Origin of the sequence: Micromonospora sp. GCM10011541, assembly GCF_042650725.1 — a bacterium.
Classification (GTDB): domain Bacteria; phylum Actinomycetota; class Actinomycetes; order Mycobacteriales; family Micromonosporaceae; genus Micromonospora; species Micromonospora sicca.
Genome location: NZ_JBHSBP010000049.1, coordinates 503,715 through 529,972, shown reverse-complemented (window position 1 = coordinate 529,972; position 26,258 = coordinate 503,715). Strand labels below are relative to the sequence as shown.

The window sequence follows — 26,258 nt, the reverse complement described above, 5'->3', positions numbered from 1 at the left end:
TCGCACTCTATCCGCCGGAGATCCGGCGGGACGTCAGCCGCCGTACGAGCGCAGGGCGTCGATGGCGCGGACGGTGACGTCCTCCACCGGCCCGGTCGCGTCGATGCCGACGAGCTTGCCCTGGGCGCCGTAGTAGTCGACCAGCGGCGCGGTCTTCTCCGCGTACTCCCGGAGGCGGGCGGCGATGGTCTCCGGCTTGTCGTCGTCGCGCTGGAACAGCTCGGCGCCGCAGCGGTCGCAGACGCCCTCGCGGGTGGTCGCGTCGAACTCGACGTGCCAGATCTTGCCGCAGCCCCGGCAGGTACGTCGGCCGGAGAGCCGTCGGATCACCTCGTCGTCGTCAACGACCAGTTCCAGCACCAGGTCCAGCGCCGTGCCGAGGTCGGCGAGGAGCTTGTCCAGCGCGGCGGCCTGCGGCGTGGTGCGCGGGAAGCCGTCGAGCAGGAAACCCTCGGCGGCGTCCGGCTCGGCGAGCCGGTCCCGCACCATGTTGATGGTGACCTCGTCCGGGACCAGCTTGCCGGCGTCCATGTAGCGCTTGGCCTCGACTCCCAGGGGCGTGCCCTGGGAGACGTTGGCCCGGAAGATGTCACCGGTCGAGATCTTCGGCACCGAGAGGTGGGCGGCGATGAACTCCGCCTGTGTGCCCTTGCCCGCGCCCGGCGGGCCAACCAGAACGAGTCGCATCTACCGCAGGAACCCTTCGTAGTTCCGCTGCATGAGTTGGCTCTCGATCTGCTTCACGGTCTCCAGACCGACGCCGACCATGATGAGCACAGCGGTGCCGCCGAACGGGAAGTTCTGGAACTGCTGGTTGTCCAGCCAGATGAAGAAGAAGTTCGGCAGGATCGCGATGATGCCCAGGTAGAGCGCGCCCGGCAGGGTGATCCGGCTGAGGATGAAGTCGAGGTACTCGGCGGTCGGCTTGCCGGGGCGGATGCCCGGCACGAAACCGCCGTACTTCTTCATGTTGTCCGCGACCTCAGTCGGGTTGAACGTGATGGACACGTAGAAGTACGTGAAGAAGATGATCAGCAGGAAGTAGATCGCGATGTGTTCCGGCGCGCTCGCCTTGACGATGTGGTTCTGGATCCAGGCCTGGGTCTTGCCCGGGTTGGTCTGGTTGAAGAACTGGAGCGCGAGCTGCGGCAGGTAGAGCAGCGACGAGGCGAAGATGACCGGGATCACACCGGCCTGGTTCACCTTGAGCGGGATGTAGGTGGAGGTGCCGCCGTACATCCGCCGGCCGATCATGCGCTTGGCGTACTGCACCGGGATCCGGCGCTGGGCCTGCTCGATGAAGGTGACCGCGGTGATGACCAGCAGGACCAGGACGATGACCAGGGCGAACATCCCCCAGCCCTTGGTGGTCTTGATCTTCCAGCCCTCGCTGGGCAGCCGGGCCGCGATCGAGGTGAAGATCAGCACGGACATGCCGTTGCCGACACCCCGGTCGGTGATCAGCTCACCGAGCCACATCACCACGCCGGTGCCGGCGGTCATCGTCATGACCAGGATGGTCAGGGTCAGCCAGTCCGGGATGCCGGTGTCCCGGGGGACGATCGGGAACTGGTCACAGCGGTTCTGGAACAGCTGCCCGGAGCGGGCCAGCGCCACGAACGCCGAGGACTGGAGGATGCCCAGGCCCAGCGTCAGGTAGCGGGTGTACTGGGTGATCTTCGCCTGACCGGCCTGGCCCTCCTTGCGGAGCTGCTCCAGCCGCGGGATGACCACCGTCAGCAGCTGCAGGATGATCGACGCGGTGATGTAGGGCATGATGCCCAGCGCGAAGACCGAGAGCTGCAGCAGCGCGCCGCCGGAGAAGAGGTCCAGCAGGTTCAGCACGCCAGTGCCGCTGCCCTGGATGGTGTCGAGACACTTCTGCACGTTGCCGTACGAGACACCCGGGCTCGGCAGCGTTGCGCCGAGCCGGTAGACCGCGATGATGCCTACTGTGAACAGCAGCTTCTTGCGCAGGTCAGGCGTACGGAACGCACTGAGAAAGGCGGACAGCAACTTCTTCCTCCTGCGCGACGCGGGCCGCCGGTCATGATCCCTGGCGGAGCGGGGTGGGTGCCGGGCGAGTGCCCGATATCCATAGCTGGGATGGGACTCTAACAGTCCGCCCCCGGTCCGGGCAGATGTGCCCGGCTACATAAACCGAATCCGATGTTACCCGGCGCACACGCACCAGGTAGACCATGGCGCCCGCCCAGTTGGTCACAACTGAGCGGGCGCCACGGGTCCTGCCTTACAGCTCGGTGACGGAGCCACCGGCGGCGGTGATCTTCTCCTTGGCCGACGCGCTGAACGCGTGCGCCGACACCTGGAGGGCCACCCCGCCGAGGTCGCCGGTGCCGAGGACCTTGACCGGCTGGCCCTTGCGGACCGCGCCGGCCTCGACCAGCTCGATCGGGCCGACCTGGCCGCCGTTCGGGAAGAGCTCGGCGAGCCGGTCCAGGTTGACCACCTGGAAGACGACCTTGAACTTGTTCTTGAAGCCCTTCAGCTTCGGCAGGCGCATGTGGATGGGCATCTGCCCACCCTCGAACGCCGCCGAGACGTTCTTGCGGGCCTTGGTGCCCTTGGTGCCGCGACCGGCGGTCTTGCCCTTGGAGCCCTCACCGCGACCCACGCGGGTCTTCGCGGTCTTGGCACCGGGCGCCGGGCGCAGGTGGTGGACCTTGATCGTCATTACTCGACCTCCTCGACCTTCACGAGGTGGTTGACCGTGAAGATCATGCCGCGGATCTCCGGACGATCCTCCTTGACCACCACGTCGTTGATCCGCTTGAGACCGAGCGAACGCAGCGAGTCACGCTGGTTCTGCTTGGTCCCGATCTCGGACCGGACCTGGGTGACCTTCAGGCGAGCCATCAGGAAGCCACCCCCGCCCGCGACGCCAGCATGGCGGCCGGCGCGACGTCCTCGACCGGCAGACCACGACGGGCCGCGACCTGCTCCGGGGACTCGAGCCCCTTCAGGGCCGCCACCGTGGCGTGCACGATGTTGATCGGGTTCGACGAGCCGAGGCTCTTGGAGAGCACGTCGTGGATGCCCGCGCACTCCAGCACGGCACGCACCGGACCACCGGCGATGACGCCCGTACCGGCCGAGGCCGGCTTGAGCAGCACCACACCGGCCGCGGCCTCGCCCTGCACCGGGTGCGGGATCGACTGGCCGATCCGCGGCACCTTGAAGAAGTGCTTCTTGGCCTCCTCGACACCCTTGGCGATCGCCGCGGGCACCTCCTTGGCCTTTCCATAGCCCACACCGACGGTGCCGTCGCCGTCGCCCACGATCACCAGGGCGGTGAAGCTGAAGCGACGACCACCCTTCACGACCTTGGCGACGCGGTTGATCGCGACGACCCGCTCGAGGTGCGGGGTCTTCTCGACGGGCGCGTTTCCGCGGCCGCCCTCACGGCGGTTGTCGCGGCGACCACCCTCGTTGCCACCGGACCCGCCGCCACGGCGCTGTTGACCTGGCATCAGCAGCCTTCCTTCTCTCTCGTGACGGGGTTTCTAGAACTCGAGCCCGGCTTCGCGGGCGGCGTCGGCAAGCGCGGCGACCCGCCCCGCGTACCGGTTGCCACCGCGGTCGAAGACGACCTTCGAGATGCCGGCGGCCTTGGCCCGCTCGGCGAGCAGAGCGCCGACCTTGCCGGCCAGGGCGCTCTTGTCGCCCTCGGCGCCGCGCAGCGAGGCGTCCAGGGTCGAGGCCGACGCCAGGGTGTGACCCTTGGTGTCGTCCACGATCTGGGCGACGATGTGCCGCAGGGAGCGGGTGACGACCAGGCGGGGACGCTCGGTGGTGCCGCTGATGTTCTTGCGGACCCGGAAGTGCCGGCGCGCACGCCCGACGGCGCGCTTGGCGGCGACGCCGCGGCGGCGCTTGAGCAGCGTGGCGCTCACTTCTTACCTGCCTTTCCAGCCTTGCGGCGGATGATCTCGCCCTGGTACTTGACGCCCTTGCCCTTGTAGGGCTCCGGCGGGCGGATCTTCCGGATGTTGGCGGCGACCTCGCCGACCTGCTGCTTGTCGATGCCGGCCACGTGGAACAGGGTCGGCCGCTCCACCGTGAAGGTGATGCCGTCCGGGGCGGGCACCAGCACCGGGTGCGAGAACCCGAGCGCGAACTCCAGGTCCTTGCCCTTGGCGGTGACGCGGTAACCGGTGCCGGCGATCTCGAGGCTCTTGCGGTAGCCCTCGGTGACCCCGACGATCATGTTGGCGACCAGCGTACGGCTCAGGCCGTGCAGCTCCTTCGCCTTGCGCTCGTCGTTCGGCCGGTTGACGTGCAGCTCGCCGTCCTCGCCCCGCTCCGCCGTGATCGGCTCGGCCAGGACGTGGCTCAGCTCGCCCTTCGGGCCCTTGACCTTGACGGTCTGGCCCTCGATCGTGATCTCGACGCCGGCTGGCACCGGGATCGACTTACGTCCAATACGCGACATTTCTACCTGTCTCCCGTTACCAGACGAAGGCGAGGACTTCCCCGCCAACGCTCCGCTTGCGGGCCTGCCGGTCGGTGAGCAGCCCCTGGGACGTCGAAATGATCGCCACGCCCAGCCCGCCGAGCACCCGCGGGAGCCCGTCCGACTTGGCGTACACCCGGAGACCGGGCTTGGACACGCGCTTGATGCCGGCCAGGCTCCGCTCGCGGTTCTGGCCGTACTTCAGCTCGACGACCAGTCGCTTGCCGACGGCGCCCTCTTCGGGCTCCTCGACCGACCAGGTGGCGATGTAACCCTCGGCCTTGAGGACCTCGGCGATGTTCGCCTTGATCTTCGAGTAGGGCATCTTCACCTGGTCGTGGTACGCCTGGTTGGCGTTACGCAGACGCGTGAGCATGTCTGCGATCGGGTCGGTCATCGTCATGAATTCGTCAACCTTTCTCGCCGGGGTTCCCCGGGCATTGCCCGGGGCCTACGGCGAAGAGACAGTTCAGCCAACGCGCAGAGCGCGCCGAGCTATTACCAGGAAGCCTTGGACACGCCGGGCAGCTCACCGCGGTGGGCCATCTCCCGGATGCACACCCGGCAGAGACCGAACTTGCGGTAGACCGCCTTCGGACGCCCGCACCGCTGGCAGCGGGTGTACGCGCGAACCGAGAACTTCGGCTTCGCGGCCGCCTTGATGATCAGCGCCTTCTTGGCCATCTCAGTTCTCCTTGAACGGGAAGCCCAGGAGCTTGAGCAGCGCCCGGCCCTCGTCGTCGGTCGTGGCGGTCGTGACCACCGTGATGTCCATGCCCCGCTGGCGATCGATCTTGTCCTGGTCGATCTCGTGGAACACCGACTGCTCGGTCAGACCGAACGTGTAGTTGCCGTGCCCGTCGAGCTTGCGCCCGTCCAGGCCGCGGAAGTCGCGGATACGCGGCAGCGCGATGGACAGCAGCCGGTCCAGGAACTCCCACATCCGGTCGCCGCGCAGGGTCACCTTCGCGCCGATCGGCATGCCCTCACGCAGCTTGAACTGCGCGATGGACTTGGTCGCCCGCCGCACCTGCGGCTTCTGGCCGGTGATCGTGGCGAGGTCGCGGACCGCGCCGTCGATCAGCTTGGCGTCCCGAGCGGCCTCGCCGACACCCATGTTGACGACGATCTTGACCAACCGCGGCACCTGCATGGGGTTGCCGTAGTTGTGCTGCTTCTGCAGCTCGGCCACGATCTCGTTGCGGTACCGCTCCTTGAGGCGCGGCATGGTCTTGGTTTCGGTAGCCGTGGTCATCACAGGTCCTTACCGGTGCTACGCGCGATGCGGACCTTCTGGCCGTTGTCGTCGATCCGGTAACCGACCCGGGTCGGCTTCCCGTCGGAGTCCAGGACCTGCACGTTCGAGACGTGGATCGGGGCCTCCTGGGTGACGATGCCACCGGTCTTGGCGCCACGCTGGGTGGTGCTGATGCGGGTGTGCTTCTTGACCCGGTTCACGCCCTCGACCAGGACCTTGTCCTGCCGCGGGTAGGCCGCGATGACCTTACCCTTGGCACCCTTGTCCTTGCCGGCGATGACGACGACCGTGTCGCCCTTCTTGACCTTCACGGTCACAACACCTCCGGCGCGAGAGAGATGATCTTCATGAACCGCTTGTCCCGCAGCTCGCGACCCACCGGGCCGAAGATACGGGTACCGCGCGGGTCCCCACCGTCCTTGATGATGACGGCGGCGTTCTCGTCGAAGCGGATGTACGACCCGTCCGGCCGCCGCCTCTCCTTGGCGGTGCGAACGACGACGGCCTTGACGACGTCGCCCTTCTTCACACCGGCACCGGGGATCGCGTCCTTGACGGTGGCCACGATGACGTCGCCGATGCTCGCGTAGCGCCGACCGGAGCCACCGAGAACCCGGATGCACAGGATCTCCCGGGCACCCGTGTTGTCGGCGACGCGCAGTCGCGACTCCTGCTGAATCACGTCTATCTCCTATGTCTGCCGGTTCTCCGGCCGCCCGGAAGCGGCCGGAGCCTGGCGGAACCTGCGCCCGACCATGCCGGCCGAGCTCGAGCCTTCGCTACTTGGCCTTCTCGAGGATCTCCACGAGCCGCCAACGCTTGGTGGCGGAGAGCGGCCGGGTCTCCATGATCAGGACCCGGTCGCCGATCCCGGCGGAGTTCTGCTCGTCGTGCACCTTCAGCTTGCTGGTCCGGCGCATGATCTTGCCGTACAGCGCGTGCTTGACCCGGTCCTCGACCTCGACCACGACGGTCTTTTCCATCTTGTCGCTGACCACGAGGCCCTCACGAACCTTGCGACGCGAGCGCTGGGCGCTCGCCGTGGTGTTCTCGCTCATGCTCGAGCCCCCTTACCCTCGCTCCGCTCGCTCACGAAGTCACCTCAGTCGGCGCGGCCGAGAGACCCAGCTCGCGCTCACGCATGATCGTGTAGATCCGGGCGATCTCCCGACGGATGACCTGCAGCCGCCGGTTGTTGTCCAGCTGCCCGGTTGCGGCCTGCACGCGGAGGTTGAACAGCTCCGCCTTGGCCTCACGCAGCTTCGTGACCAGCTCCTCCTCGGAGAGCTCACGCAGCTCGGAAGGCTTGACGCCCGCTGCCATCAGGATTCACCCACTTCGCGCGTAACAATGCGGCACTTCATCGGGAGCTTGTGGATCGCGCGACGCATCGCTTCTCGCGCGATCTGCTCGTTGGGGAAGGACATCTCGAAGAGAACCCGCCCCGGCTTGACGTTGGCGACCCACCACTCGGGCGAACCCTTACCGGAACCCATCCGGGTTTCGGCCGGCTTCTTGGTCAGCGCCTGGTCCGGGAAGATCGTGATCCAGACCTTGCCGCCACGCTTGATGTGACGGGTCATCGCGATACGCGCCGACTCGATCTGCCGGTTGGTCACGTACGCCGGCTCGAGAGCCTGGATCCCGAACTCGCCGAACACCACCCGGTTACCACCCTTGGACGCGCCGTGGCGGTCCGGGTGGTGCGGCTTGCGGAAGCCCTTCGGGGGCTTGCGCGGCATCAGCATCTGTCAGCCCTCCTGCTGAGTTTCTGCCGGAGCGGAAGCCGTGGCGGCGACAGCAGCGCTGTCGACCGGCTCGCCGCTCGGCGTCTCGGCCTGCTGCGCGATGGTGGTCGCGGCAGCCCGGCCGGCCTCGGTGCCACCGGCGGTCGTGCCGGACGAACCCGACCGGCCACGGCGCGGCCGCTCGGGGCGGTCGCCGCGGTCGCGGCGCGGGCGGGACGGACCGGCCTCGGCCGGAGCCTCCCGGCCCGGGACGGCGTCGCCCTTGTAGATCCAGACCTTCACGCCGATCCGGCCGAAGGTGGTACGGGCCTCGAAGAAGCCGTACTCGATGTTGGCCCGCAGCGTGTGCAGCGGAACCCGACCCTCGCGGTAGAACTCGGTCCGGCTCATCTCGGCGCCGCCGAGACGGCCCGAGACCTGCACCCGGATGCCCTTGGCGACCGGGTTCTTCATGGCCGACTGCATCGCCTTGCGCATCGCCCGACGGAAGCTGACCCGGCTGGACAGCTGCTCGGCCACGCCCTGCGCGACCAGCTGCGCGTCCGACTCGGGGTTCTTCACCTCGATGATGTTCAGCTGCACCTGCTTGCCGGTGAGCTTCTCGAGCTCGCCGCGGATCCGGTCGGCCTCCGCACCCTTACGGCCGATGACGATGCCCGGCCGGGCGGTGTGGATGTCGACGCGGACCCGGTCCCGGGTGCGCTCGATGTCGACCTTGGAGATGCCGGCACGCTCGAGGCCCTTGGACATCATCCGGCGGATCTTGACATCCTCGCCGATGTAGTCCTTGTAGAGCTTGTCCGCGAACCAGCGGGACTTCCAGTCGGTCGAGATGCCGAGCCGGAACCCAGTGGGGTGAACCTTCTGACCCATTACTCGGCACCCTCCGTCTTGCTCTCCGTCTCAGCGGCCTCGGCCTGCTGCGCCGGGGCGGCCTTCTTCGCCGCGGACTTCTTCGGCGCGGCCGGCGCGACCGCCTCGACCGCCACGGTGATGTGGCAGGTGCGCTTGCGGATCCGGAACGCCCGGCCCTGCGCCCGCGGCCGGAACCGCTTCATGGTCGGGCCCTCGTCGACGAACGCCTCGCTGACGAGCAGCGCGTCAGGGTCCAGCCGCTCGTTGTTCTCCGCGTTGGCGATCGCGCTCGCGAGCACCTTGTACACCTGCTCGCTCGCAGCCTGCGGCGCGAACTGCAGCACCGTGAGCGCCTCCTTCGCGGGCAGGCCGCGGACGAGGTTGACCACCCGGCGCGCCTTCATCGGCGAGATGCGCACGTGCCGCGCAACCGCCCGCGCGCCCGGAAGCACCGGAGCGTCGCCCTTTCCTGGCATCGCTGTAACCCCTTGTTCCTCTATCCGTATGCCCGCGGCGTCAGCGCCGACGGCTCTTCCGGTCGTCCTTCTCGTGACCCTTGAACGTGCGGGTCAGCGCGAACTCGCCGAGCTTGTGCCCGACCATCGCCTCGGTCACGAACACCGGGACGTGCTTGCGTCCGTCGTGCACGGCGATCGTGTGACCCAGCATCTCCGGGATGATCGTCGAGCGCCGCGACCAGGTCTTGATGACGTTCTTCGAGCCCTTGTCGTTCTGCGTCTCCACCTTCTTGAGCAGGTGGTCGTCGACGAACGGGCCCTTCTTCAGGCTGCGAGGCATGTCTTATCTCCCTCAGCCGCGCTTACGCGTGGCGTAGCGGCGGCGGACGATCAGCCGGTCACTCGGCTGGCCCTTACGACGGGTGCGGCCCTCGGGCTTACCCTGCGGGTTGACCGGGTGGCGACCACCGGAGGTCTTACCCTCACCACCACCGTGCGGGTGGTCGACCGGGTTCATCGCGACACCACGGACGGTCGGGCGCTTGCCCTTCCACCGCATCCGGCCGGCCTTGCCCCAGTTGATGTTCGACTGGTCGGCGTTGCCGATCTCGCCGATGCTGGCGCGGCAGCGCACGTCCACCCGCCGGATCTCACCGGACGGCATGCGGAGGGTCGCGTAGACGCCCTCACGGCCGAGCAGCTGGATGCCGACGCCGGCCGAACGGGCCAGCTTGGCGCCGCCGCCCGGACGCAGCTCCACGTTGTGGATGGTGGTACCGACCGGGATGTTGCGCAGCGGCAGGTTGTTGCCCGGCTTGATGTCGGCGCCCGGCCCGGACTCGACGGCGTCGCCCTGCTTCAGGTCCTTCGGCGCGATGATGTAGCGCTTCTCGCCGTCGGCGTAGTGCAGCAGCGCGATGCGCGCGGTGCGGTTCGGGTCGTACTCGATGTGGGCGACCTTCGCCGGCACGCCGTCCTTGTCGACCCGCTTGAAGTCGATCAGGCGGTACTGGCGCTTGTGACCGCCACCGTGGTGCCGCGTGGTGATCCGGCCGTGGGCGTTGCGTCCGCCCTTCTTCGGCAGCGGAGCCAGCAGCGACTTCTCGGGAGTCGACCGGGTGATCTCGGCGAAGTCGGCGACGCTCGAGCCACGCCGGCCCGGCGTCGTCGGCTTGTACTTACGGATAGCCATTGTCTACACCCCTCAGCTGACCGGGCCGCCGAAGGCCTCGATACGGTCACCGTCAGCCAGCTTCACGATCGCCCGCTTGGTGGACTTGCGCTGACCGAAGCCGGTCTTGGTGCGCTTGCGCTTGCCCTCGCGGTTGAGCGTGTTGACCGTCAGGACGCGGACGTTGAAGATCTGCTGGATAGCGATCTTGATCTCGGTCTTGTTGGCGTCCGGGTGCACCAGGAAGGTGTACCAGTTGCGGTTCAGCTCGCTGTAGCTCTTCTCCGAGACGACCGGCGCGACGATGATGTCGCGCGGATCGGCGATCGTGCTCACTTGCCACCCTCCTCGGTGGTCTCGGCGGGAACACCCAGGAACTCGTCCAGGGCGTCCTTGGTGAAGACCACGTCGTCGGCCACCAGCACGTCGTACGTGTTGAGCTGGCCGGCCTCGATCAGGTGCACCCGCGGCTCGTTGCGCAGCGACACCCAGTTCAGCTCGTCGGTGCTGCTCAGCACGACCAGGACCCGACGGGCCTCGGTCAGCTTGGTCAGCGTGGCCAGAGCGGCCTTGGTCGACGGCTTCTCGCCCGAGACGAACGCCTCGACGACGTGCACCTGCCCGGCGCGGGCCCGGTCGGAGAGGGCGCCACGCAGGGCGGCGGCCTTCATCTTCTTCGGGGTCCGCTGGCTGTAGTCGCGCGGCACCGGGCCGTGGACCACGCCACCGCCGGCGAACTGCGGCGCGCGGATCGAGCCCTGGCGGGCACGACCGGTGCCCTTCTGCTTGTACGGCTTCTTGCCGCCGCCGGCGACCTCGCCGCGGGTCTTGACCTTGTGCGTGCCCTGCCGGGCCGCCGCGAGCTGGGCCACCACGACCTGGTGCATCAGCGCGAGGTTGGCCTGGACGTCGAAGATGTCGGCCGGCAGCTCGACGGAGCCGCTCTTGGCGCCCTCGACGTTGCGGACGTCAACGGTGGTCACTTGGCCGCACCGCCCTTCTTCACCTTGGTCTTGGCCGCGGTACGGACCAGGACCAGCGCGCCCTTGGGGCCGGGGATGGCACCGCGGACGAGCAGGAGGTTGTTCTCGGTGTCGACCGCCTGGACGGTCAGGTTCTGGACGGTGTAGCGCACGCCACCCATCCGGCCCGCCATCCGGGTGCCCTTGAAGACGCGACCCGGGGTGGCGCAGGCGCCGATGGAGCCCGGCGAGCGGTGCTTTCGCTCGACACCGTGGCTGGCGCGCAGGCCGTGGAAGCCGTGCCGCTTCATCGGGCCGGCGTAGCCCTTGCCCTTGGTCTTGCCGGTGACGTCGATGGTGACGCCGGCCGGGAACTCCTCGACCGTGACCTCCTGGCCCAGCGAGTAGTCCGCGGCGTCCGCGGTGCGCAGCTCGACGATGTGCCGGCGCGGCGCCACGTCCGCCTTCGCGTAGTGCCCGCTGATCGGCTTCTTGACCTTGCGCGGGTCGATCGTGCCGTACGCCAGCTGGACCGCGGAGTAACCGTCCTTCTCGGCGCTACGAACCTGGCTGATGACGCACGGGCCGGCCTGAACCACGGTCACGGGGACAACTCGGTTGTTGTCCCAGACCTGGGTCATGCCGAGCTTTGCGCCCAGGATCCCCTTGACTTGCCTGTCCATTTGTCCGGTCCCTACAGCTTGATCTCGATGTCGACGCCAGCCGGCAGGTCGAGGCGCATGAGCGAGTCGACCGTCTTCGGGGTCGGGTCGATGATGTCGATCAGACGCTTGTGCGTGCGCATCTCGAAGTGCTCGCGCGAGTCCTTGTACTTGTGCGGCGAGCGGATAACGCAGAAACGGTTGATCTCCGTGGGCAGCGGCACCGGGCCAGCGACCTGCGCCCCGGTACGCGTCACCGTCTCGACGATCTTCCGAGCCGAGGAGTCGACGACCTCGTGGTCATAGGCCTTGAGCCGGATGCGGATCTTCTGTCCCGCCATGGTGGCTTCTGTTCCTTCTCTCGATGCCGCTGTGTTGCGGGCACCTGTACCGGCTGGTACAGGCCCACTTCGCCGACCCCCGCGGTCGGGCGTGTCGCGCCCTCGGACCAGGCTCCGCCCCGGGACTCCGGAGCGATTCTCTGACCACGCGGTGGGTCAAGGCGCCGATCGCGAACCCGCGACCTGGACGCCGTGCGAGGGTGGTTGACCGCCTGGGGCGATCAACCACCCTACGCGCGACTGTTCGTCTCCCGGAGGTCCAGCTTCCACCGGACGCGGGCAACTAACCGTCGTTACGCAACCTGACTAGTATGCCGCACGACCGGCGGCGACGCTAATCGGGGTTACCCAGCTCACTTGATGATGTTGGTGACGCGACCCGCGCCGACCGTACGGCCACCCTCCCGGATCGCGAACTTGAGGTTTTCCTCCATCGCGATGGGCTGGATCAGCTTCACGGTCATCGTGGTGTTGTCGCCCGGCATGACCATCTCGGTGCCCTCGGGCAGCGTGACGACGCCGGTGACGTCCGTGGTCCGGAAGTAGAACTGCGGACGGTAGTTCTGGAAGAACGGGGTGTGCCGGCCGCCCTCCTCCTTGGAGAGGATGTAGACCGTCGCCTCGAACTCGGTGTGCGGGGTGCTGGTGCCGGGCTTGACGACCACCATGCCGCGCTCGACGTCCTCGCGCTTGATGCCACGCAGCAGCAGACCGACGTTCTCGCCCGCGCGGGCCTCGTCGAGCAGCTTGCGGAACATCTCGATGCCGGTGCAGACCGTCTTCTGCGACTTCTCGCGGATGCCGACGATCTCCACCTCCTCGTTCGGCTTGAGGATGCCACGCTCCGCGCGACCGGTGACGACCGTGCCACGACCGGTGATCGTGAAGACGTCCTCGATCGGCATGAGGAACGGCTTCTCGGTCTCCCGCTCGGGCTGCGGAATCGCAGTGTCAACCGCGTTCATCAGCTCCATGAGCCGCTCGGTCCACTCCGGCTCGCCCTCGAGCGCCTTCAGCGCCGAGACGCGCACAACCGGCAGGTCGTCGCCCGGGTACTCCTGCGCCGACAGCAGCTCGCGGACCTCGAGCTCGACGAGCTCCAGGAGCTCCTCGTCGTCGACCATGTCGCTCTTGTTCAGCGCCACGACGATGTAGGGCACGCCGACCTGGCGGGCCAGCAGCACGTGCTCGCGGGTCTGCGGCATCGGGCCGTCGGTCGCCGCCACCACCAGGATCGCGCCGTCCATCTGCGCGGCACCGGTGATCATGTTCTTGATGTAGTCGGCGTGACCGGGGCAGTCGACGTGTGCGTAGTGCCGCGCCTCGGTCTGGTACTCGACGTGTGCGATCGAGATCGTGATACCGCGGGCCTTCTCCTCCGGCGCCTTGTCGATCTCGTCGAAAGGCGTGTAGGGGTTGACATCCGGATACCTGTCGTGCAGGACCTTGGTGATGGCCGCCGTCAGCGTCGTCTTACCGTGGTCGATGTGACCAATGGTGCCGATGTTGACGTGCGGCTTAGTCCGCTCGAACTTCGCCTTCGCCACTGGTGTCCTCCTGTGGACTTCTTGGTTCGTTCGCCCCGGCGCGCCGGTCGGCGCTTAGGACTCTGTCGACAGCCTTTCCGGCCTGACGGCCGGAGAGCTTTTGTGGGTTCTGCGGCGATGAAGCCTACAGGCCCGGTCTCACACAACCCGACGAGGTGGCCACGGGCGGGAATCCCTCCCGCGACCAGCCCCGGATCATCGGATCGAACTCAGGTGAGCGTCACTCACCCGTCGCCTTGGCGATGATCTCCTTCGCGACGCTCTGCGGAACCTCGGCGTAGGAGTCGAACTGCATGCTGTAGCTAGCCCGGCCCTGGGTCTTCGACCGCAGGTCGCCGACGTAGCCGAACATCTCCGACAACGGCACCAGAGCCTTCACGATGCGGGCGCCACTGCGCTCCTCCATCGCCTGGATGATGCCGCGGCGGGAGTTGAGGTCGCCGATGACGTCGCCCATGTTCTCCTCAGGAGTGGTGACCTCAACGGCCATCATCGGCTCGAGCAACGCCGGGTCGGCCTTGCGGGCCGCGTCCTTCATCACCATCGAGCCGGCGATCTTGAATGCCATTTCCGACGAGTCGACCTCGTGGTACTGGCCGTCCAGCAGGGTCAGCTTGACACCCACCAGCGGGAAGCCGGCGAGGATGCCGTACTGCATGGCGTCCTGGGCGCCCGCGTCCACCGAAGGGATGAACTCCCGGGGGATGCGGCCACCGGTGACGGCGTTCGCGAACTCGTAGGTCGGCGAGTCGTTGTCCAGCGGCAGCGGCTCGATGCTCACGATCACGCGGGCGTACTGGCCGGAACCACCGGTCTGCTTCTTGTGGGTGTACTCGACCTTCTCCACCTTGCGGCGGATGGTCTCGCGGTACGCCACCTGCGGCTTACCGATGTTCGCCTCGACGTTGAACTCGCGGCGCATCCGGTCGACCAGGATGTCCAGGTGCAGCTCGCCCATTCCGGAGATGACGGTCTGACCCGTCTCCTCGTCCAGCTTGACGCGGAAGGTCGGGTCCTCCTCGGCCAGCCGCTGGATGGCGGTGCTGAGCTTCTCCTGGTCGGCCTTGGTCTTCGGCTCAATGGCGACCTCGATGACCGGCTCCGGGAAGGTCATCGACTCCAGGATGACCGGGTTCGCCGGATCGGACAGGGTGTCACCGGTGGTGGTCTGCTTGAGACCCTGCACCGCGATGATGTCGCCAGCCTGGGCCGAACCGCGCTCTTCCCGCTTGTTGGCGTGCATCTGGTAGATCTTGCCGATCCGCTCCTTGCGGTCCTTGGTGGAGTTGACCACCTGGGTACCGGTCTCGACCACACCCGAGTAGACCCGGACGTAGGTGAGCTTGCCGAGGTGCTTGTCGGTCTGGATCTTGAAGGCCAGGCCGGAGAACGGCTCGGACTTCGACGGCTTCCGCTGCAGCGGAGTCTCGCCGTCGGTCGCGGTGCCCTCGATGGCCGGGACGTCCAGCGGCGACGGCAGGAAGTCGACCACGGCGTCGAGCATGGGCTGCACGCCCTTGTTCTTGAACGCCGAGCCGCAGAGCACCGGGTTGGCCTTGCTGGCGATGGTGGCCCGCCGGATGGCGGCCTTGATCTCCTCGACGGAGATCTCCTCGCCCTCCAGGTACTTCTCCATCACCGAGTCGTCGACGTCGGCCAGGGTCTCCATCAGCTTCTCGCGCCACTCCGCCGCGGAGTCGGCCAGCTCGGCCGGGATCTCCTCGATGGCGTAGTCCTCACCCTTCTGGGTCTCCCCACGCCAGGTGAGGGCGCGCATGTTGATCAGATCGACGACGCCGATGTGGTCACCCTCGAGCCCGATCGGGATCTGGAGCACCAGCGGGGTGGCGTTGAGCCGGTCGATCATCATCTGGACGCAGCGGAAGAAGTCGGCACCGGTCCGGTCGAGCTTGTTGACGAAGCACATCCGCGGGACGTGGTACTTGTCGGCCTGACGCCAGACGTTCTCCGTCTGCGGCTCCACGCCGGCGACACCGTCGTAGACCGCGACCGCACCGTCCAGCACCCGCAGCGACCGCTCGACCTCGACCGTGAAGTCGACGTGACCGGGCGTGTCGATGATCTGGATCGTGTGGCCCTTCCACTCACACTTGGTAGCAGCGGAGGTGATGGTGATACCACGCTCCTGCTCCTGCTCCATCCAGTCCATGACGGCAGCGCCCTCGTGGACCTCACCGATCTTGTACGTGATACCGGTGTAAAACAGGATCCGCTCGGTGGTCGTGGTCTTACCGGCATCGATGTGCGCCATGATGCCGATGTTGCGTACGTTGGCGAGCGCGTCTGCGGCGGCCACTTCAATCCCTACTTATCGTCGTCTCGACACAACTGGTGGCGGTTCCGGCGCCGCATGGGCACCGGAACCAAGGTGTTACCAGCGGTAGTGCGCGAAGGCCTTGTTGGACTCGGCCATCTTGTGCGTGTCCTCGCGCCGCTTGACGGCGGCACCGAGGCCGTTGCTCGCGTCCAGCAGCTCGTTCATCAGCCGCTCGACCATGGTCTTCTCGCGACGCGCCTTGGAGTACGTCACCAGCCAGCGCAGCCCGAGGGTGGTCGCCCGGGACGGGCGGACCTCGACCGGAACCTGGTAGGTGGCGCCACCGACGCGACGGCTGCGGACCTCGAGGGTCGGCTTCACGTTGTCCATCGCCCGCTTGAGGGTGACGACGGGGTCGGTGCCGGACTTCTCACGGCAACCCTCGAGGGCGGCGTACACGATGCGCTCGGCGAGCTGACGCTTGCCGCGCATCAGGATCTTGTTGACCAGCTGGGTGACCAGCGGCGAGTTGTACACCGGGTCAGCGACCAGCGGCTTCCGCGGAGCGGGTCCCTTACGCGGCATGTCAGCTCTTCTCCTTCTTCGCGCCGTAACGGCTGCGCGCCTGCTTGCGGTTGCGGACACCCTGGGTGTCCAGCGAACCGCGGACGATCTTGTAACGCACGCCGGGGAGGTCCTTCACCCGGCCGCCGCGGACGAGCACGATCGAGTGCTCCTGCAGGTTGTGACCCACGCCCGGGATGTAGGCGGTCACCTCGATCTGGCTGCTGAGCTTGACACGAGCGACCTTGCGGAGCGCCGAGTTCGGCTTCTTGGGGGTGGTGGTGTACACGCGGGTGCACACACCGCGCCGCTGAGGACTGCCCTTCAGCGCCGGGGTCTTGGTCTTGGTCGTCTTGGCCTGGCGGCCCTTTCGGACCAACTGCTGGATCGTGGGCACCGGGTTTCTCCGCTCCCTTCGGCCGCTGTCGCGGCCGCACCGTCTGCTCGTAGCCGGCCTGATGGACGGCTCTCTTACATTCCAACCAGGGCCACCTGACGGAGGTCCCAGCACCCGCGGTCGGGCGTGTCGCCCGAATCACGGTTCCGATCGCGGCGCTCGCGCGTCGTACCGGGTGTGTCACCGGCACACAGATCACCGAGCGCCGGATCTTTGGCTTTGATCGTGCTCCGCGCGATCACCGGTGGACCGGTTCCAGCGCACGCACGCATTGCCCGGGCTGGCCCGGGCACAAGGGGAAAGAGTACCTACCACAGCCGCGCAGGTCAAAACGGAGCGGTCCGGAAGAACCTGCGTCGTAGCCCGCCGGCCGAACCCGTCATGCCCGCCCACCCGCAATGGGCACCTACGGTGACAAGTCTACCGGCTTCCCCGCGGGACGGCCCGGCGGCCCCGGTTCCGCCCGGGGGCCGGACCGCCGGGCCCGCCCGCCCGCCGAGGTCATCGACGCGCCGGGCCGAAGGTGAATCCGGTCACACCAGCTGGACCGCCAGCGCCAGGCCGAGCCCGAGCAGGCTGAGCAGCAACCCCACCCCGCCACAGCTCAGGCCGGCCATGGCAAGCCCGTTGCCGGTGAAGCGGACCGCGGGCGGCGGCGCCGGCCGCCGGATCTGCCGCCGCGCCAACAGACCGGCGACGATCGCCGCCGTCCCGGCCAGGCCACCGAGCACGGTGAACGCCCCGGCGGCCCAGGCTCCGCCATAGTCCGGGCCGGCAACCCCGAAGCAGAGCACCAGGAACGAGACCAGGATGGCGGCGATCCCGGTCACCAGCGACCCCACGGCCAGCCCCGAGGTCACCGGCGGCACGTCCAGGTGGACCACGCCGAAGGGCGTGCCGGGGACCGGATCGACCCGCTTCGGTGGGCGGGCCGGCTCGCGCGGGGGCGGTGGCACCGGCCCGGGCCGGGGACCCACCGCCGGCGGCATCGGACCCCAGCCGGCACCCGGAGCCGTCCAGCCGCCGGGGGCCGACGGGTTGCCGGAGTACGCCCCGTGGGGCGCCCACCCGCCGGCGGCGGACGGCGATCCGGGGTACGTGCCGAGGCCGGTGGGTGGGGCGTATCCGACGTAATGCGGCGGAGCGCCGGGGGGAGGCGGTGGCCCGGCCGGCACGGCACCCGACGGCCCGACCGGCGGATACGGGCCCGCCGGCGCGGACGGCGGGGCGACCGGCGGCGGGGCGTACCCCACGGTGGCGACCTCCGGCGGCACGCTCGGCCCCTCGTCGAGCCCGGCCCCCGGCGCGGCCCACGGGCTGGTGGGCTCCCCGCCCGGCGTCGGCCCGCCGGCGTCCGGCTCGGCGGCATCCGGACCGGCGGCGGGCCGGGTGGGGTCGCCTGCCGGCGATGGGGCCGGTTCCGTCACGGGGTCCTCCTGGGGAAGTGGCTCACCCGCCGCGCGGCGGACACGGGTCAGGCTACCGTCGCGGGTCCTGCGGGCGGGTCCGGGCACGGACGGCTCCTCCGCCCGGGCGGTCAGTCGACGTTCGGGGCGTAGTCGTGCCCGAAAGGCGCGTCGGCGAGCCGGACGACCCCGATCACCACCGCCGCCACCACCGCCACGGCCGCCAGCACCAGGCCCGTCCGGGCCAGCCGTTCCCCCCGCCGCAGCCGCTCCCCGCCGGTCAGGAAGCCGCCGGAGGCGTACGCCTCCCGACGCGCCTGCCGGGCGAGCTGGAGGGCGATCGTCGACGGCACCACGCCACCGACGAAGAGCCCGGTCAACGCCCCGATCAGGCCCAGGGCGAAGACCGCGCGGGCCTTCGTCGACCGGGCCGGCTCGGGGTCGAGCGGGTGGCGCGGACCGTGCTGGGCGACCGGTGCCGGCCCGGGTGCGGTCGTCATGTCCCCATCATGCCCCGCCGGCCCGGCCGGCGGCCCGGACCGCCCGCCCGCTCCCCCACGCGTCGCATGAACTCCACGGACACGACGAGGCCCCCGGCGGGTGCCGGGGGCCTCGTCGTCTACTGCTGGTTAGCGGTACGACCCGAAGTCGAAGTCGTCCAGCGGCACCGCCTGGCCGCTGGCCGGCCCGAACCCGTAGTCGGTCTCCGGGTAGCCGGTCATCGAGTAGACCTTGGCCTTCGCCTCCTCGGTCGGCTCAACCCGGACGTTGCGGTACTTGCTGATGCCCGTACCAGCCGGGATGAGCTTACCGATGATCACGTTCTCCTTGAGGCCGACGAGCGAGTCGCTGCGCGAGTTGATCGCCGCGTCGGTCAGCACCCGGGTGGTCTCCTGGAAGGAGGCCGCCGAGAGCCAGGAGTCGGTGGCCAGCGAGGCCTTGGTGATACCCATCAGCACCGGGCGACCAGCGGCGGGCTCGCCGCCCTCGCCGACGAGCCGGCGGTTCTCCGACTCGAAGAGCGCCCGGTCGACCAGCACACCCGGCAGGAACTCGGTCGAGCCGGAGTCGATGACCGTCACCCGCTTGAGCATCTGGCGGATGATGATCTCGATGTGCTTGTCGTGGATGAGCACACCCTGCGAGCGGTAGACCTCCTGGACCTCCTGGGTCAGGTGGACCTGGACCGCGCGCGGGCCGAGGATGCGCAGCAGCTCGTGCGGGTCGATGGTGCCCTCGGTGAGCTTCTCGCCGACCTCGACGTGACCGCCGTCGTGGGTCCGCAGCTTGACCCGCTTGGAGATCTTGTCGTAGACGATCTCTTCGCTGCCGTCGTCCGGCACCACGATGATCTTCCGGGACCGCTCGCCGTCCTCGATCCGGATCCGGCCGGGGGTGTCGGCGATGGGCGCCTTACCCTTCGGGACCCGGGCCTCGAAGATCTCCTGGACACGCGGCAGACCCTGGGTGATGTCCTCACCCGCGACACCACCGGTGTGGAAGGTACGCATCGTCAGCTGGGTACCCGGCTCACCGATGGACTGGGCGGCGATGATGCCGACCGCCTCGCCGATGTCGACCGACTTGCCGGTCGGCAGCGAACGGCCGTAGCAGGCCGCGCAGACGCCCAGCTTCGACTCGCAGGTGAGCACGCTGCGCACCCGCACCGTCTCCACGCCGGCCGCGACGATCCTGTCGACCAGGATCGAGTTGAGGTCCTGGCCCCGCTCGGCGACGACGGTGCCGTCCGGCCCCTTGATGTCGTCGGCCAGGGTCCGGGCGTGCACGCTGGTCTCGGCGTGGGTGTGGACCACCAGCTTGCCGTCGAGCCGCTCGCCGATCTGCATCGGGATGGCGCGGTCGGTGCCGCAGTCCTCCTCACGGATGATGACGTCCTGCGAGACGTCCACCAGACGACGGGTCAGGTAACCCGAGTCGGCGGTACGCAGGGCGGTGTCCGCGAGACCCTTACGGGCACCGTGCGTGGAGATGAAGTACTCCAGCACGGACAGACCCTCCCGGTACGAGGCCTTGATCGGCCGCGGGATGATCTCACCCTTGGGGTTGGCCACCAGACCACGGATCGCCGCGATCTGCCGGAGCTGGAGCAGGTTACCGCGGGCACCCGAGTTGATCATCTTCCACAGCGGGTTCTCCTGCGGCAGCGCGGTGTCCATCTCCTTGGCGACCTCGTTGGTCGCCTTGGTCCAGATCTCGATGAGCTCGCCGCGACGCTCCTCGGCGGTCATCAGACCACGCTGGTACTGCTTGTCGATCCGGTCGGCCTCCGCCTCGTACCGCTCCAGGATCTCCCGCTTGCGCGGCGGAGCGATGACGTCCTCCATGCCGATCGTCACGCCGGACCAGGTGGCCCAGTGGAAACCGGCCTCCTTGAGCCCGTCGAGGGTGGCCGCGAGGGCAACCTTCGGGAAGCGCTCGGCGAGGTCGTTGACGATCGCGGAGAGCTGACCCTTGCGGATCTCGTAGTTCACGAAGCGGTAGCCCTGCGGCAGCGTCTCGTTGAACAGCACCCGACCGAGGGTGGTGTCCACCGTCAGCGGCTCGCCCTCGACCCAACCCTCCGGCGCGGTCCACGGCTCGGCGCCGGCGCCGTTGTCGACACCGATGACGCCGCGCAGCCGGATCTTGACCGGAGCCTGCAGGTGCAGCTCGCCGTTGTCGAACGCCATCCGGGCCTCGGCGTCCGAGCTGAACGCCCGGCCCTCGCCCTTCTCACCGGGGGTGAGGTGGGTGAGGTGGTACAGGCCGATGACCATGTCCTGGGTGGGCATGGTGACCGGCTTGCCGTCGGCCGGCTTCAGGATGTTGTTCGACGAGAGCATCAGGATCCGCGCCTCGGCCTGGGCCTCGGCGGACAGCGGCACGTGCACCGCCATCTGGTCACCGTCGAAGTCGGCGTTGAACGCGGTGCAGACCAGCGGGTGGATCTGGATGGCCTTGCCCTCGACCAGTTGCGGCTCGAAGGCCTGGATGCCCAGCCGGTGCAGGGTCGGCGCGCGGTTCAGCAGCACCGGGTGCTCGCCGATGACCTCTTCCAGCACGTCCCACACGACCGGCCGCTGCCGCTCGACCATCCGCTTGGCGGACTTGATGTTCTGTGCGTGGTTGAGGTCGACCAGCCGCTTCATCACGAACGGCTTGAACAGCTCCAGCGCCATCTGCTTGGGCAGGCCGCACTGGTGCAGCTTGAGCTTCGGGCCGACCACGATGACCGAACGGCCGGAGTAGTCGACGCGCTTGCCCAGCAGGTTCTGGCGGAACCGGCCCTGCTTGCCCTTGAGCATGTCGGAGAGCGACTTCAGCGGGCGGTTACCCGGGCCGGTGACCGGCCGGCCACGGCGGCCGTTGTCGAACAGCGCGTCGACGGCCTCCTGGAGCATCCGCTTCTCGTTGTTGACGATGATCTCGGGCGCGCCGAGGTCGATCAGCCGCTTGAGGCGGTTGTTCCGGTTGATCACCCGGCGGTACAGGTCGTTCAGGTCGGAGGTCGCGAAGCGGCCACCGTCCAGCTGCACCATCGGACGCAGGTCCGGCGGGATGACCGGGACGCAGTCCAGCACCATGCCGAGCGGCGAGTTGCGGGTGTTCTGGAACGCCGCGACGACCTTCAGCCGCTTGAGCGCCCGGATCTTCCGCTGGCCCTTGCCGGAGCGGATGGTCTCGCGCAGGCTATCGGCCTCGGCATCCAGGTCCATGTTCTGGACCAGGGCCTTGATGGCCTCGGCGCCCATGCCGCCGGTGAAGTACTCGCCGAAGCGGTCGCGCAGCTCGCGGTAGAGCAGCTCGTCGGTGACCAGCTGCTTCGGCTCGAGCTTGCGGAAGGTGTCGAGAACCTCGTCGAGGCGGTCGATCTCGCGCTGGGCCCGGTCGCGGATCTGGCGCATCTCGCGCTCTCCGCCCTCCTTGACCTTGCGCCGGACGTCCGCCTTGGCACCCTCGGCCTCCAGCTCGGCCAGGTCGGCCTCGAGCTTGGCGGCCCGCTTCTCGATCTCCGAGTCGCGGCTGTTCTCGGCCTGCCGCTTCTCGGCCAGGATCTCGTTCTCGATGGTCGAGAGGTCACGGTGACGCGACTCGGCGTCCACGCTCGTCACGACGTACGAGGCGAAGTAGATGATCTTCTCGAGGTCCTTGGGGGCCAGGTCCAGCAGGTAGCCCAGCCGGCTCGGCACGCCCTTGAAGTACCAGATGTGGGTCACCGGAGCGGCCAGCTCGATGTGCCCCATCCGCTCACGACGGACCTTGGAACGGGTCACCTCGACGCCGCAGCGCTCGCAGATGATGCCCTTGAAGCGGACCCGCTTGTACTTACCGCAGTAGCACTCCCAGTCCCGCTGCGGACCGAAGATCTTCTCGCAGAAGAGCCCGTCCTTTTCCGGCTTGAGCGTGCGGTAGTTGATCGTCTCAGGCTTCTTGACCTCACCGTGCGACCACTGACGGATGTCGTCGGCGGTGGCGAGGCCGATGCGCAGCTCGTCGAAGAAGTTGACGTCGAGCACTATGTCCCCTATGTCGTCGTCTGTACTGCTTAGCTAGTGGGTGGGCGGATCGGGAGCCGGCGAGCCGGCTCCCGACCGCTCACCTCAGACCTCTTCGACCGAGCTCGGCTCGCGCCGGGACAGGTCGATGCCCAGCTCCTCCGCGGCCCGGAACACCTCGTCGTCGGTCTCGCGCATCTCTAGGGCCACACCGTCGCTGGAGAGCACCTCGACGTTGAGGCACAGCGACTGCAGCTCCTTGAGCAGCACCTTGAACGACTCCGGGATGCCCGGCTCGGGGATGTTCTCGCCCTTGACGATCGCCTCGTAGACCTTGACCCGGCCGAGGACGTCGTCGGACTTGATGGTCAGCAGTTCCTGCAGCGCGTAGGCGGCGCCGTACGCCTGCATCGCCCAGCACTCCATCTCACCGAAGCGCTGGCCACCGAACTGCGCCTTACCACCCAGCGGCTGCTGCGTGATCATCGAGTACGGGCCGGTCGACCGGGCGTGGATCTTGTCGTCGACCAGGTGGTTGAGCTTCAGGATGTAGATGTAGCCGACCGCGATCGGGTCCGGCAGCGGCTCGCCGGAGCGACCGTCGAACAGCTGCGCCTTGCCGGAGGAGCCGATCAGCTGCTTGCCGTCCCGGTTGGGCAGGGTCGACGAGAGCAGACCGGAGATCTCCTCCTCGCGGGCACCGTCGAAGACCGGAGTGGCCACGTTGGTGTCCGGCTCGGACTCGTGGGCGCCGATCGAGCGCAGCTGCTTCTTCCACGCCGCGTCGTCGCCCTCCACGCTCCAGCCGGTCTTGGCGACCCAGCCGAGGTGGGTCTCCAGGACCTGGCCGATGTTCATCCGGGAGGGCACACCCAGCGGGTTGAGCACGATGTCGACCGGGGTGCCGTCCTCCAGGAACGGCATGTCCTCGATCGGCAGGATCTTGGAGATGACGCCCTTGTTGCCGTGCCTGCCCGCGAGCTTGTCACCGTCCTGGATCTTGCGCTTCTGGGCGACGTACACCCGGACCAGCTCGTTGACGCCCGGCGGCAGCTCGTCGCCGTCCTCGCGGGAGAAGGTACGCACCCCGATGACCGTGCCGGTCTCGCCGTGCGGCACCTTCAGCGAGGTGTCCCGGACCTCGCGCGCCTTCTCACCGAAGATCGCGCGGAGCAGCCGCTCCTCCGGGGTCAGCTCGGTCTCGCCCTTCGGCGTGACCTTGCCGACCAGGATGTCGCCGGGGACGACCTCGGCGCCGATCCGGATGATCCCGCGCTCGTCGAGGTCGGCGAGCATCTCCTCGCTGACGTTCGGGATGTCGCGGGTGATCTCCTCCGGGCCGAGCTTGGTGTCCCGGGCGTCGACCTCGTGCTCCTCGATGTGGATCGAGGTGAGCACGTCCTGCTGCACGAGGCGCTGCGACAGGATGATCGCGTCCTCGTAGTTGTGGCCCTCCCAGCACATGAACGCCACGAGCAGGTTGCGCCCGAGCGCCATCTCGCCCTCGTCGGTGCACGGACCGTCGGCGATGACCTGACCGGCCTCGACGCGGTCGCCCTCGAAGACGACCGGCTTCTGGTTGACGCAGGAGCCGGCGTTGGAGCGGCGGAACTTGTGCAGCAGGTACGTCCGGCGGTGGCCGTCGTCCTGGTGGACGGTGATGTAGTCGGCGCAGAGGTCCTCGATGACACCGCCGACCTCGGCGACGACGACGTCACCGGCGTCGACGGCGGCGCGGTACTCCATGCCGGTGCCGACCAGCGGAGCCTCGGCCTTGACCAGCGGCACCGCCTGGCGCTGCATGTTCGCGCCCATCAGCGCGCGGTTCGCGTCGTCGTGCTCGAGGAACGGGATCATCGCGGTCGCGACCGAGACCATCTGCCGCGGCGAGACGTCCATGTAGTCCACGGCGCCCGGCGCGACGTCCTCGGTCTCGCCGCCCTTACGGCGGACCAGGACGCGGTCCTCGGCGAACGTGCCGTCCGCCTTCAGCGGCGCGTTGGCCTGCGCCTTGACGAACCGGTCCTCCTCGTCCGCGGTCAGGTAGTCGATCTGGTCGGTGACCCGACCCTCGACGACCTTCCGGTACGGCGTCTCGATGAAGCCGAACGGGTTGACCCGGGCGAAGGTGGACAGGGCGCCGATCAGACCGATGTTCGGGCCTTCCGGCGTCTCGATCGGGCACATCCGGCCGTAGTGGGACGGGTGCACGTCACGGACCTCGAAGCCGGCCCGCTCCCGGGACAGACCACCCGGGCCGAGCGCGCTCAGCCGGCGCCGGTGGGTCAGACCCGCCAGCGGGTTGGTCTGGTCCATGAACTGGGACAGCTGCGACGTGCCGAAGAACTCCTTGATCGCCGCCACCACCGGGCGGATGTTGATCAGGGTCTGCGGCGTGATCGCCTCGACGTCCTGGGTGGTCATCCGCTCGCGGACGACCCGCTCCATCCGGGAAAGACCGACCCGGACCTGGTTCTGGATCAGCTCGCCCACGGTACGCAGGCGCCGGTTGCCGAAGTGGTCGATGTCGTCGGCCTCGTAGCCGTCCTCGCCGGCGTGCAGCCGGCAGAGGTACTCCACGGTGGCGACGATGTCGTCCTCGGTGAGCGTGCCGGTGGTGATCGGCACGTCGACTTCGAGCTTCTTGTTGAACTTGTAGCGCCCGACCTTGGCGACGTCGTACCGCTTCGGGTTGAAGAAAAGGTTGTCGAGCAGGGTCTGGGCGTTCTCACGGGTCGGCGGCTCGCCAGGGCGGAGCTTCCGGTAGATGTCGAGCAGCGCCTCGTCCTGGCCGGCGATGTGGTCCTTCTCGAGCGTGGTCATCATCAGCTCGGACCAGCCGAACTTCTCACGGATCTGCTCCGCGGACCACCCGATGGCCTTGAGCAGGACGGTGACGGCCTGCCGGCGCTTGCGGTCGATGCGAACGCCGACCGTGTCGCGCTTGTCGATGTCGAACTCCAGCCAGGCACCCCGGCTCGGGATGACCTTGACGCTGGAGAGGTCGCGGTCGGAGGTCTTGTCCGGCTGCTTGTCGAAGTACACGCCCGGGGACCGGACGAGCTGGCTGACCACGACGCGCTCGGTGCCGTTGATGATGAAGGTGCCCTTCGGCGTCATCATCGGGAAGTCACCCATGAACACCGTCTGGCTCTTGATCTCGCCAGTGGTGTTGTTGGTGAACTCCGCGGTCACGAACAGCGGCGCGCAGTAGGTCAGGTCCTTCTCCTTGCACTCCTCGATCGAGGCCTTGACCTCGTCGAAGCGCGGAGCCGAGAAGGAGAGCGACATGGTGCCGGAGAAGTCCTCAATGGGACTGATCTCTTCGAGGATCTCCGCGAGACCCGAGCGTGCGTGCGGGTCGTCCGCCGACCGGCCCTGCCAAGCCTCGTTGCCGACGAGCCAGTCGAAGGACTCGTTCTGAATGGCGAGGAGGTTGGGGACCTCGAGGTGTTCGGTGATCCTGCCGAATGAAACTCGGCGGGGAGCGAAAGCGCTCGACGTACGACTGGTCTTCGCAGGGCGGGAAGCTGCCAAGATGCGTCCTTCCGAGGACCGGTGCTGCAGAACGGCTGGTACGCGTGCACTCCAATGACCCCACCAGAAATATCCGTAAACGGACATTTCCGAGCAGGGGTCTA

Annotated in this window: 31 protein-coding genes; all 31 read right to left on the bottom strand. The window is 68.1% G+C overall.

Annotation, left to right across the window (positions count from 1 at the left end; translation table 11 throughout):
* Window positions 1-33: 33 nt before the first annotated feature.
* Window positions 34-687: an adenylate kinase gene (locus ACFOYX_RS19715; RefSeq protein ID WP_089012511.1), complete on the bottom strand. Its 654-nt coding sequence runs from the start codon at window positions 685-687 to the stop codon at window positions 34-36.
* Window positions 688-2,016 (bottom strand): preprotein translocase subunit SecY, encoded by a 1,329-nt coding sequence (secY, locus tag ACFOYX_RS19710; RefSeq protein ID WP_322439025.1) that lies wholly within the window; start codon window positions 2,014-2,016, stop codon window positions 688-690.
* Window positions 2,017-2,251: 235 nt separating this feature from the next.
* Window positions 2,252-2,695 (bottom strand): 50S ribosomal protein L15, encoded by a 444-nt coding sequence (gene rplO, locus ACFOYX_RS19705; RefSeq protein ID WP_109801289.1) that lies wholly within the window; start codon window positions 2,693-2,695, stop codon window positions 2,252-2,254.
* Complete coding sequence (gene rpmD, locus ACFOYX_RS19700; protein ID WP_012015110.1) at window positions 2,695-2,877, bottom strand: 50S ribosomal protein L30; 183 nt, start codon at window positions 2,875-2,877, stop codon at window positions 2,695-2,697. Before rpmD ends, rplO begins: the two co-directional genes overlap by 1 nt.
* On the bottom strand, window positions 2,877-3,491 hold the full coding sequence (rpsE, locus tag ACFOYX_RS19695) for a 30S ribosomal protein S5 (RefSeq protein WP_109801290.1): 615 nt from the start codon (window positions 3,489-3,491) through the stop codon (window positions 2,877-2,879). The genes rpmD and rpsE overlap by 1 nt, the downstream gene beginning before the upstream one ends.
* Window positions 3,492-3,524: 33 nt before the next feature.
* Window positions 3,525-3,914: a 50S ribosomal protein L18 gene (gene rplR, locus ACFOYX_RS19690; protein WP_109801291.1), complete on the bottom strand. Its 390-nt coding sequence runs from the start codon at window positions 3,912-3,914 to the stop codon at window positions 3,525-3,527.
* Window positions 3,911-4,453: a 50S ribosomal protein L6 gene (gene rplF, locus ACFOYX_RS19685; protein WP_109801292.1), complete on the bottom strand. Its 543-nt coding sequence runs from the start codon at window positions 4,451-4,453 to the stop codon at window positions 3,911-3,913. Before rplF ends, rplR begins: the two co-directional genes overlap by 4 nt.
* A gap of 16 nt (window positions 4,454-4,469) precedes the next feature.
* Entirely contained in the window at window positions 4,470-4,877 is a 408-nt protein-coding gene (gene rpsH, locus ACFOYX_RS19680) for a 30S ribosomal protein S8 (protein WP_007465270.1), read from the bottom strand.
* A 95-nt stretch (window positions 4,878-4,972) separates the two neighbouring features.
* Complete coding sequence (locus tag ACFOYX_RS19675) at window positions 4,973-5,158, bottom strand: type Z 30S ribosomal protein S14 (protein ID WP_007465272.1); 186 nt, start codon at window positions 5,156-5,158, stop codon at window positions 4,973-4,975.
* A 1-nt stretch (window position 5,159) separates the two neighbouring features.
* A complete protein-coding gene (gene rplE, locus ACFOYX_RS19670; RefSeq protein WP_073834925.1) occupies window positions 5,160-5,729 on the bottom strand; it encodes a 50S ribosomal protein L5 in 570 nt (189 codons plus the stop codon).
* Window positions 5,729-6,049 (bottom strand): 50S ribosomal protein L24, encoded by a 321-nt coding sequence (rplX, locus tag ACFOYX_RS19665; protein WP_007465276.1) that lies wholly within the window; start codon window positions 6,047-6,049, stop codon window positions 5,729-5,731. Before rplX ends, rplE begins: the two co-directional genes overlap by 1 nt.
* A complete protein-coding gene (gene rplN / locus ACFOYX_RS19660) occupies window positions 6,046-6,414 on the bottom strand; it encodes a 50S ribosomal protein L14 (protein ID WP_007465279.1) in 369 nt (122 codons plus the stop codon). Before rplN ends, rplX begins: the two co-directional genes overlap by 4 nt.
* 97 nt (window positions 6,415-6,511) lie before the next feature.
* Entirely contained in the window at window positions 6,512-6,790 is a 279-nt protein-coding gene (gene rpsQ, locus ACFOYX_RS19655; protein ID WP_109801293.1) for a 30S ribosomal protein S17, read from the bottom strand.
* A gap of 31 nt (window positions 6,791-6,821) precedes the next feature.
* Window positions 6,822-7,055, bottom strand: coding sequence for a 50S ribosomal protein L29 (gene rpmC, locus ACFOYX_RS19650; protein WP_018784554.1), 234 nt, complete (start codon window positions 7,053-7,055; stop codon window positions 6,822-6,824).
* A complete protein-coding gene (rplP, locus tag ACFOYX_RS19645) occupies window positions 7,055-7,480 on the bottom strand; it encodes a 50S ribosomal protein L16 (protein WP_073834927.1) in 426 nt (141 codons plus the stop codon). The genes rpmC and rplP overlap by 1 nt, the downstream gene beginning before the upstream one ends.
* Window positions 7,481-7,483: 3 nt before the next feature.
* Window positions 7,484-8,353, bottom strand: a complete 870-nt coding sequence (gene rpsC / locus ACFOYX_RS19640; RefSeq protein ID WP_322439026.1) for a 30S ribosomal protein S3 — start codon at window positions 8,351-8,353, stop codon at window positions 7,484-7,486.
* A complete protein-coding gene (rplV, locus tag ACFOYX_RS19635; RefSeq protein WP_109801294.1) occupies window positions 8,353-8,811 on the bottom strand; it encodes a 50S ribosomal protein L22 in 459 nt (152 codons plus the stop codon). The genes rpsC and rplV overlap by 1 nt, the downstream gene beginning before the upstream one ends.
* 40 nt (window positions 8,812-8,851) lie before the next feature.
* Window positions 8,852-9,133: a 30S ribosomal protein S19 gene (gene rpsS / locus ACFOYX_RS19630; protein WP_007073032.1), complete on the bottom strand. Its 282-nt coding sequence runs from the start codon at window positions 9,131-9,133 to the stop codon at window positions 8,852-8,854.
* A gap of 12 nt (window positions 9,134-9,145) precedes the next feature.
* Window positions 9,146-9,985 carry a 50S ribosomal protein L2 gene (gene rplB, locus ACFOYX_RS19625; RefSeq protein WP_109801295.1) on the bottom strand — a complete coding sequence of 280 codons (840 nt, stop codon included), beginning with the start codon at window positions 9,983-9,985 and terminating at the stop codon, window positions 9,146-9,148.
* A gap of 12 nt (window positions 9,986-9,997) precedes the next feature.
* A complete protein-coding gene (gene rplW / locus ACFOYX_RS19620) occupies window positions 9,998-10,300 on the bottom strand; it encodes a 50S ribosomal protein L23 (protein ID WP_091317975.1) in 303 nt (100 codons plus the stop codon).
* Window positions 10,297-10,947 (bottom strand): 50S ribosomal protein L4, encoded by a 651-nt coding sequence (rplD, locus tag ACFOYX_RS19615; RefSeq protein WP_109801296.1) that lies wholly within the window; start codon window positions 10,945-10,947, stop codon window positions 10,297-10,299. The genes rplW and rplD overlap by 4 nt, the downstream gene beginning before the upstream one ends.
* Window positions 10,944-11,609 carry a 50S ribosomal protein L3 gene (rplC, locus tag ACFOYX_RS19610; RefSeq protein ID WP_109801297.1) on the bottom strand — a complete coding sequence of 222 codons (666 nt, stop codon included), beginning with the start codon at window positions 11,607-11,609 and terminating at the stop codon, window positions 10,944-10,946. Before rplC ends, rplD begins: the two co-directional genes overlap by 4 nt.
* 11 nt (window positions 11,610-11,620) lie before the next feature.
* Window positions 11,621-11,929: a 30S ribosomal protein S10 gene (gene rpsJ / locus ACFOYX_RS19605; protein ID WP_007073037.1), complete on the bottom strand. Its 309-nt coding sequence runs from the start codon at window positions 11,927-11,929 to the stop codon at window positions 11,621-11,623.
* Window positions 11,930-12,282: 353 nt separating this feature from the next.
* Window positions 12,283-13,476 (bottom strand): elongation factor Tu, encoded by a 1,194-nt coding sequence (gene tuf, locus ACFOYX_RS19600; protein ID WP_109801298.1) that lies wholly within the window; start codon window positions 13,474-13,476, stop codon window positions 12,283-12,285.
* A gap of 220 nt (window positions 13,477-13,696) precedes the next feature.
* Complete coding sequence (gene fusA / locus ACFOYX_RS19595; protein WP_322439027.1) at window positions 13,697-15,793, bottom strand: elongation factor G; 2,097 nt, start codon at window positions 15,791-15,793, stop codon at window positions 13,697-13,699.
* A gap of 75 nt (window positions 15,794-15,868) precedes the next feature.
* Entirely contained in the window at window positions 15,869-16,339 is a 471-nt protein-coding gene (rpsG, locus tag ACFOYX_RS19590; RefSeq protein WP_109801300.1) for a 30S ribosomal protein S7, read from the bottom strand.
* 1 nt (window position 16,340) lies between these two features.
* A complete protein-coding gene (gene rpsL / locus ACFOYX_RS19585; RefSeq protein WP_007465318.1) occupies window positions 16,341-16,715 on the bottom strand; it encodes a 30S ribosomal protein S12 in 375 nt (124 codons plus the stop codon).
* Between the two features lie 533 nt (window positions 16,716-17,248).
* Window positions 17,249-17,704, bottom strand: coding sequence for a hypothetical protein (locus ACFOYX_RS19580; protein ID WP_322439128.1), 456 nt, complete (start codon window positions 17,702-17,704; stop codon window positions 17,249-17,251).
* Window positions 17,705-18,252: 548 nt separating this feature from the next.
* Window positions 18,253-18,621, bottom strand: coding sequence for a hypothetical protein (locus ACFOYX_RS19575; protein WP_322439028.1), 369 nt, complete (start codon window positions 18,619-18,621; stop codon window positions 18,253-18,255).
* 129 nt (window positions 18,622-18,750) lie between these two features.
* The gene (locus tag ACFOYX_RS19570) at window positions 18,751-22,638 is read right to left on the bottom strand and encodes a DNA-directed RNA polymerase subunit beta' (protein WP_322439029.1); all 3,888 of its coding nucleotides are present in this window, start codon (window positions 22,636-22,638) and stop codon (window positions 18,751-18,753) included.
* A gap of 84 nt (window positions 22,639-22,722) precedes the next feature.
* Window positions 22,723-26,154: a DNA-directed RNA polymerase subunit beta gene (locus tag ACFOYX_RS19565; RefSeq protein WP_322439030.1), complete on the bottom strand. Its 3,432-nt coding sequence runs from the start codon at window positions 26,152-26,154 to the stop codon at window positions 22,723-22,725.
* Window positions 26,155-26,258: the final 104 nt, after the last annotated feature.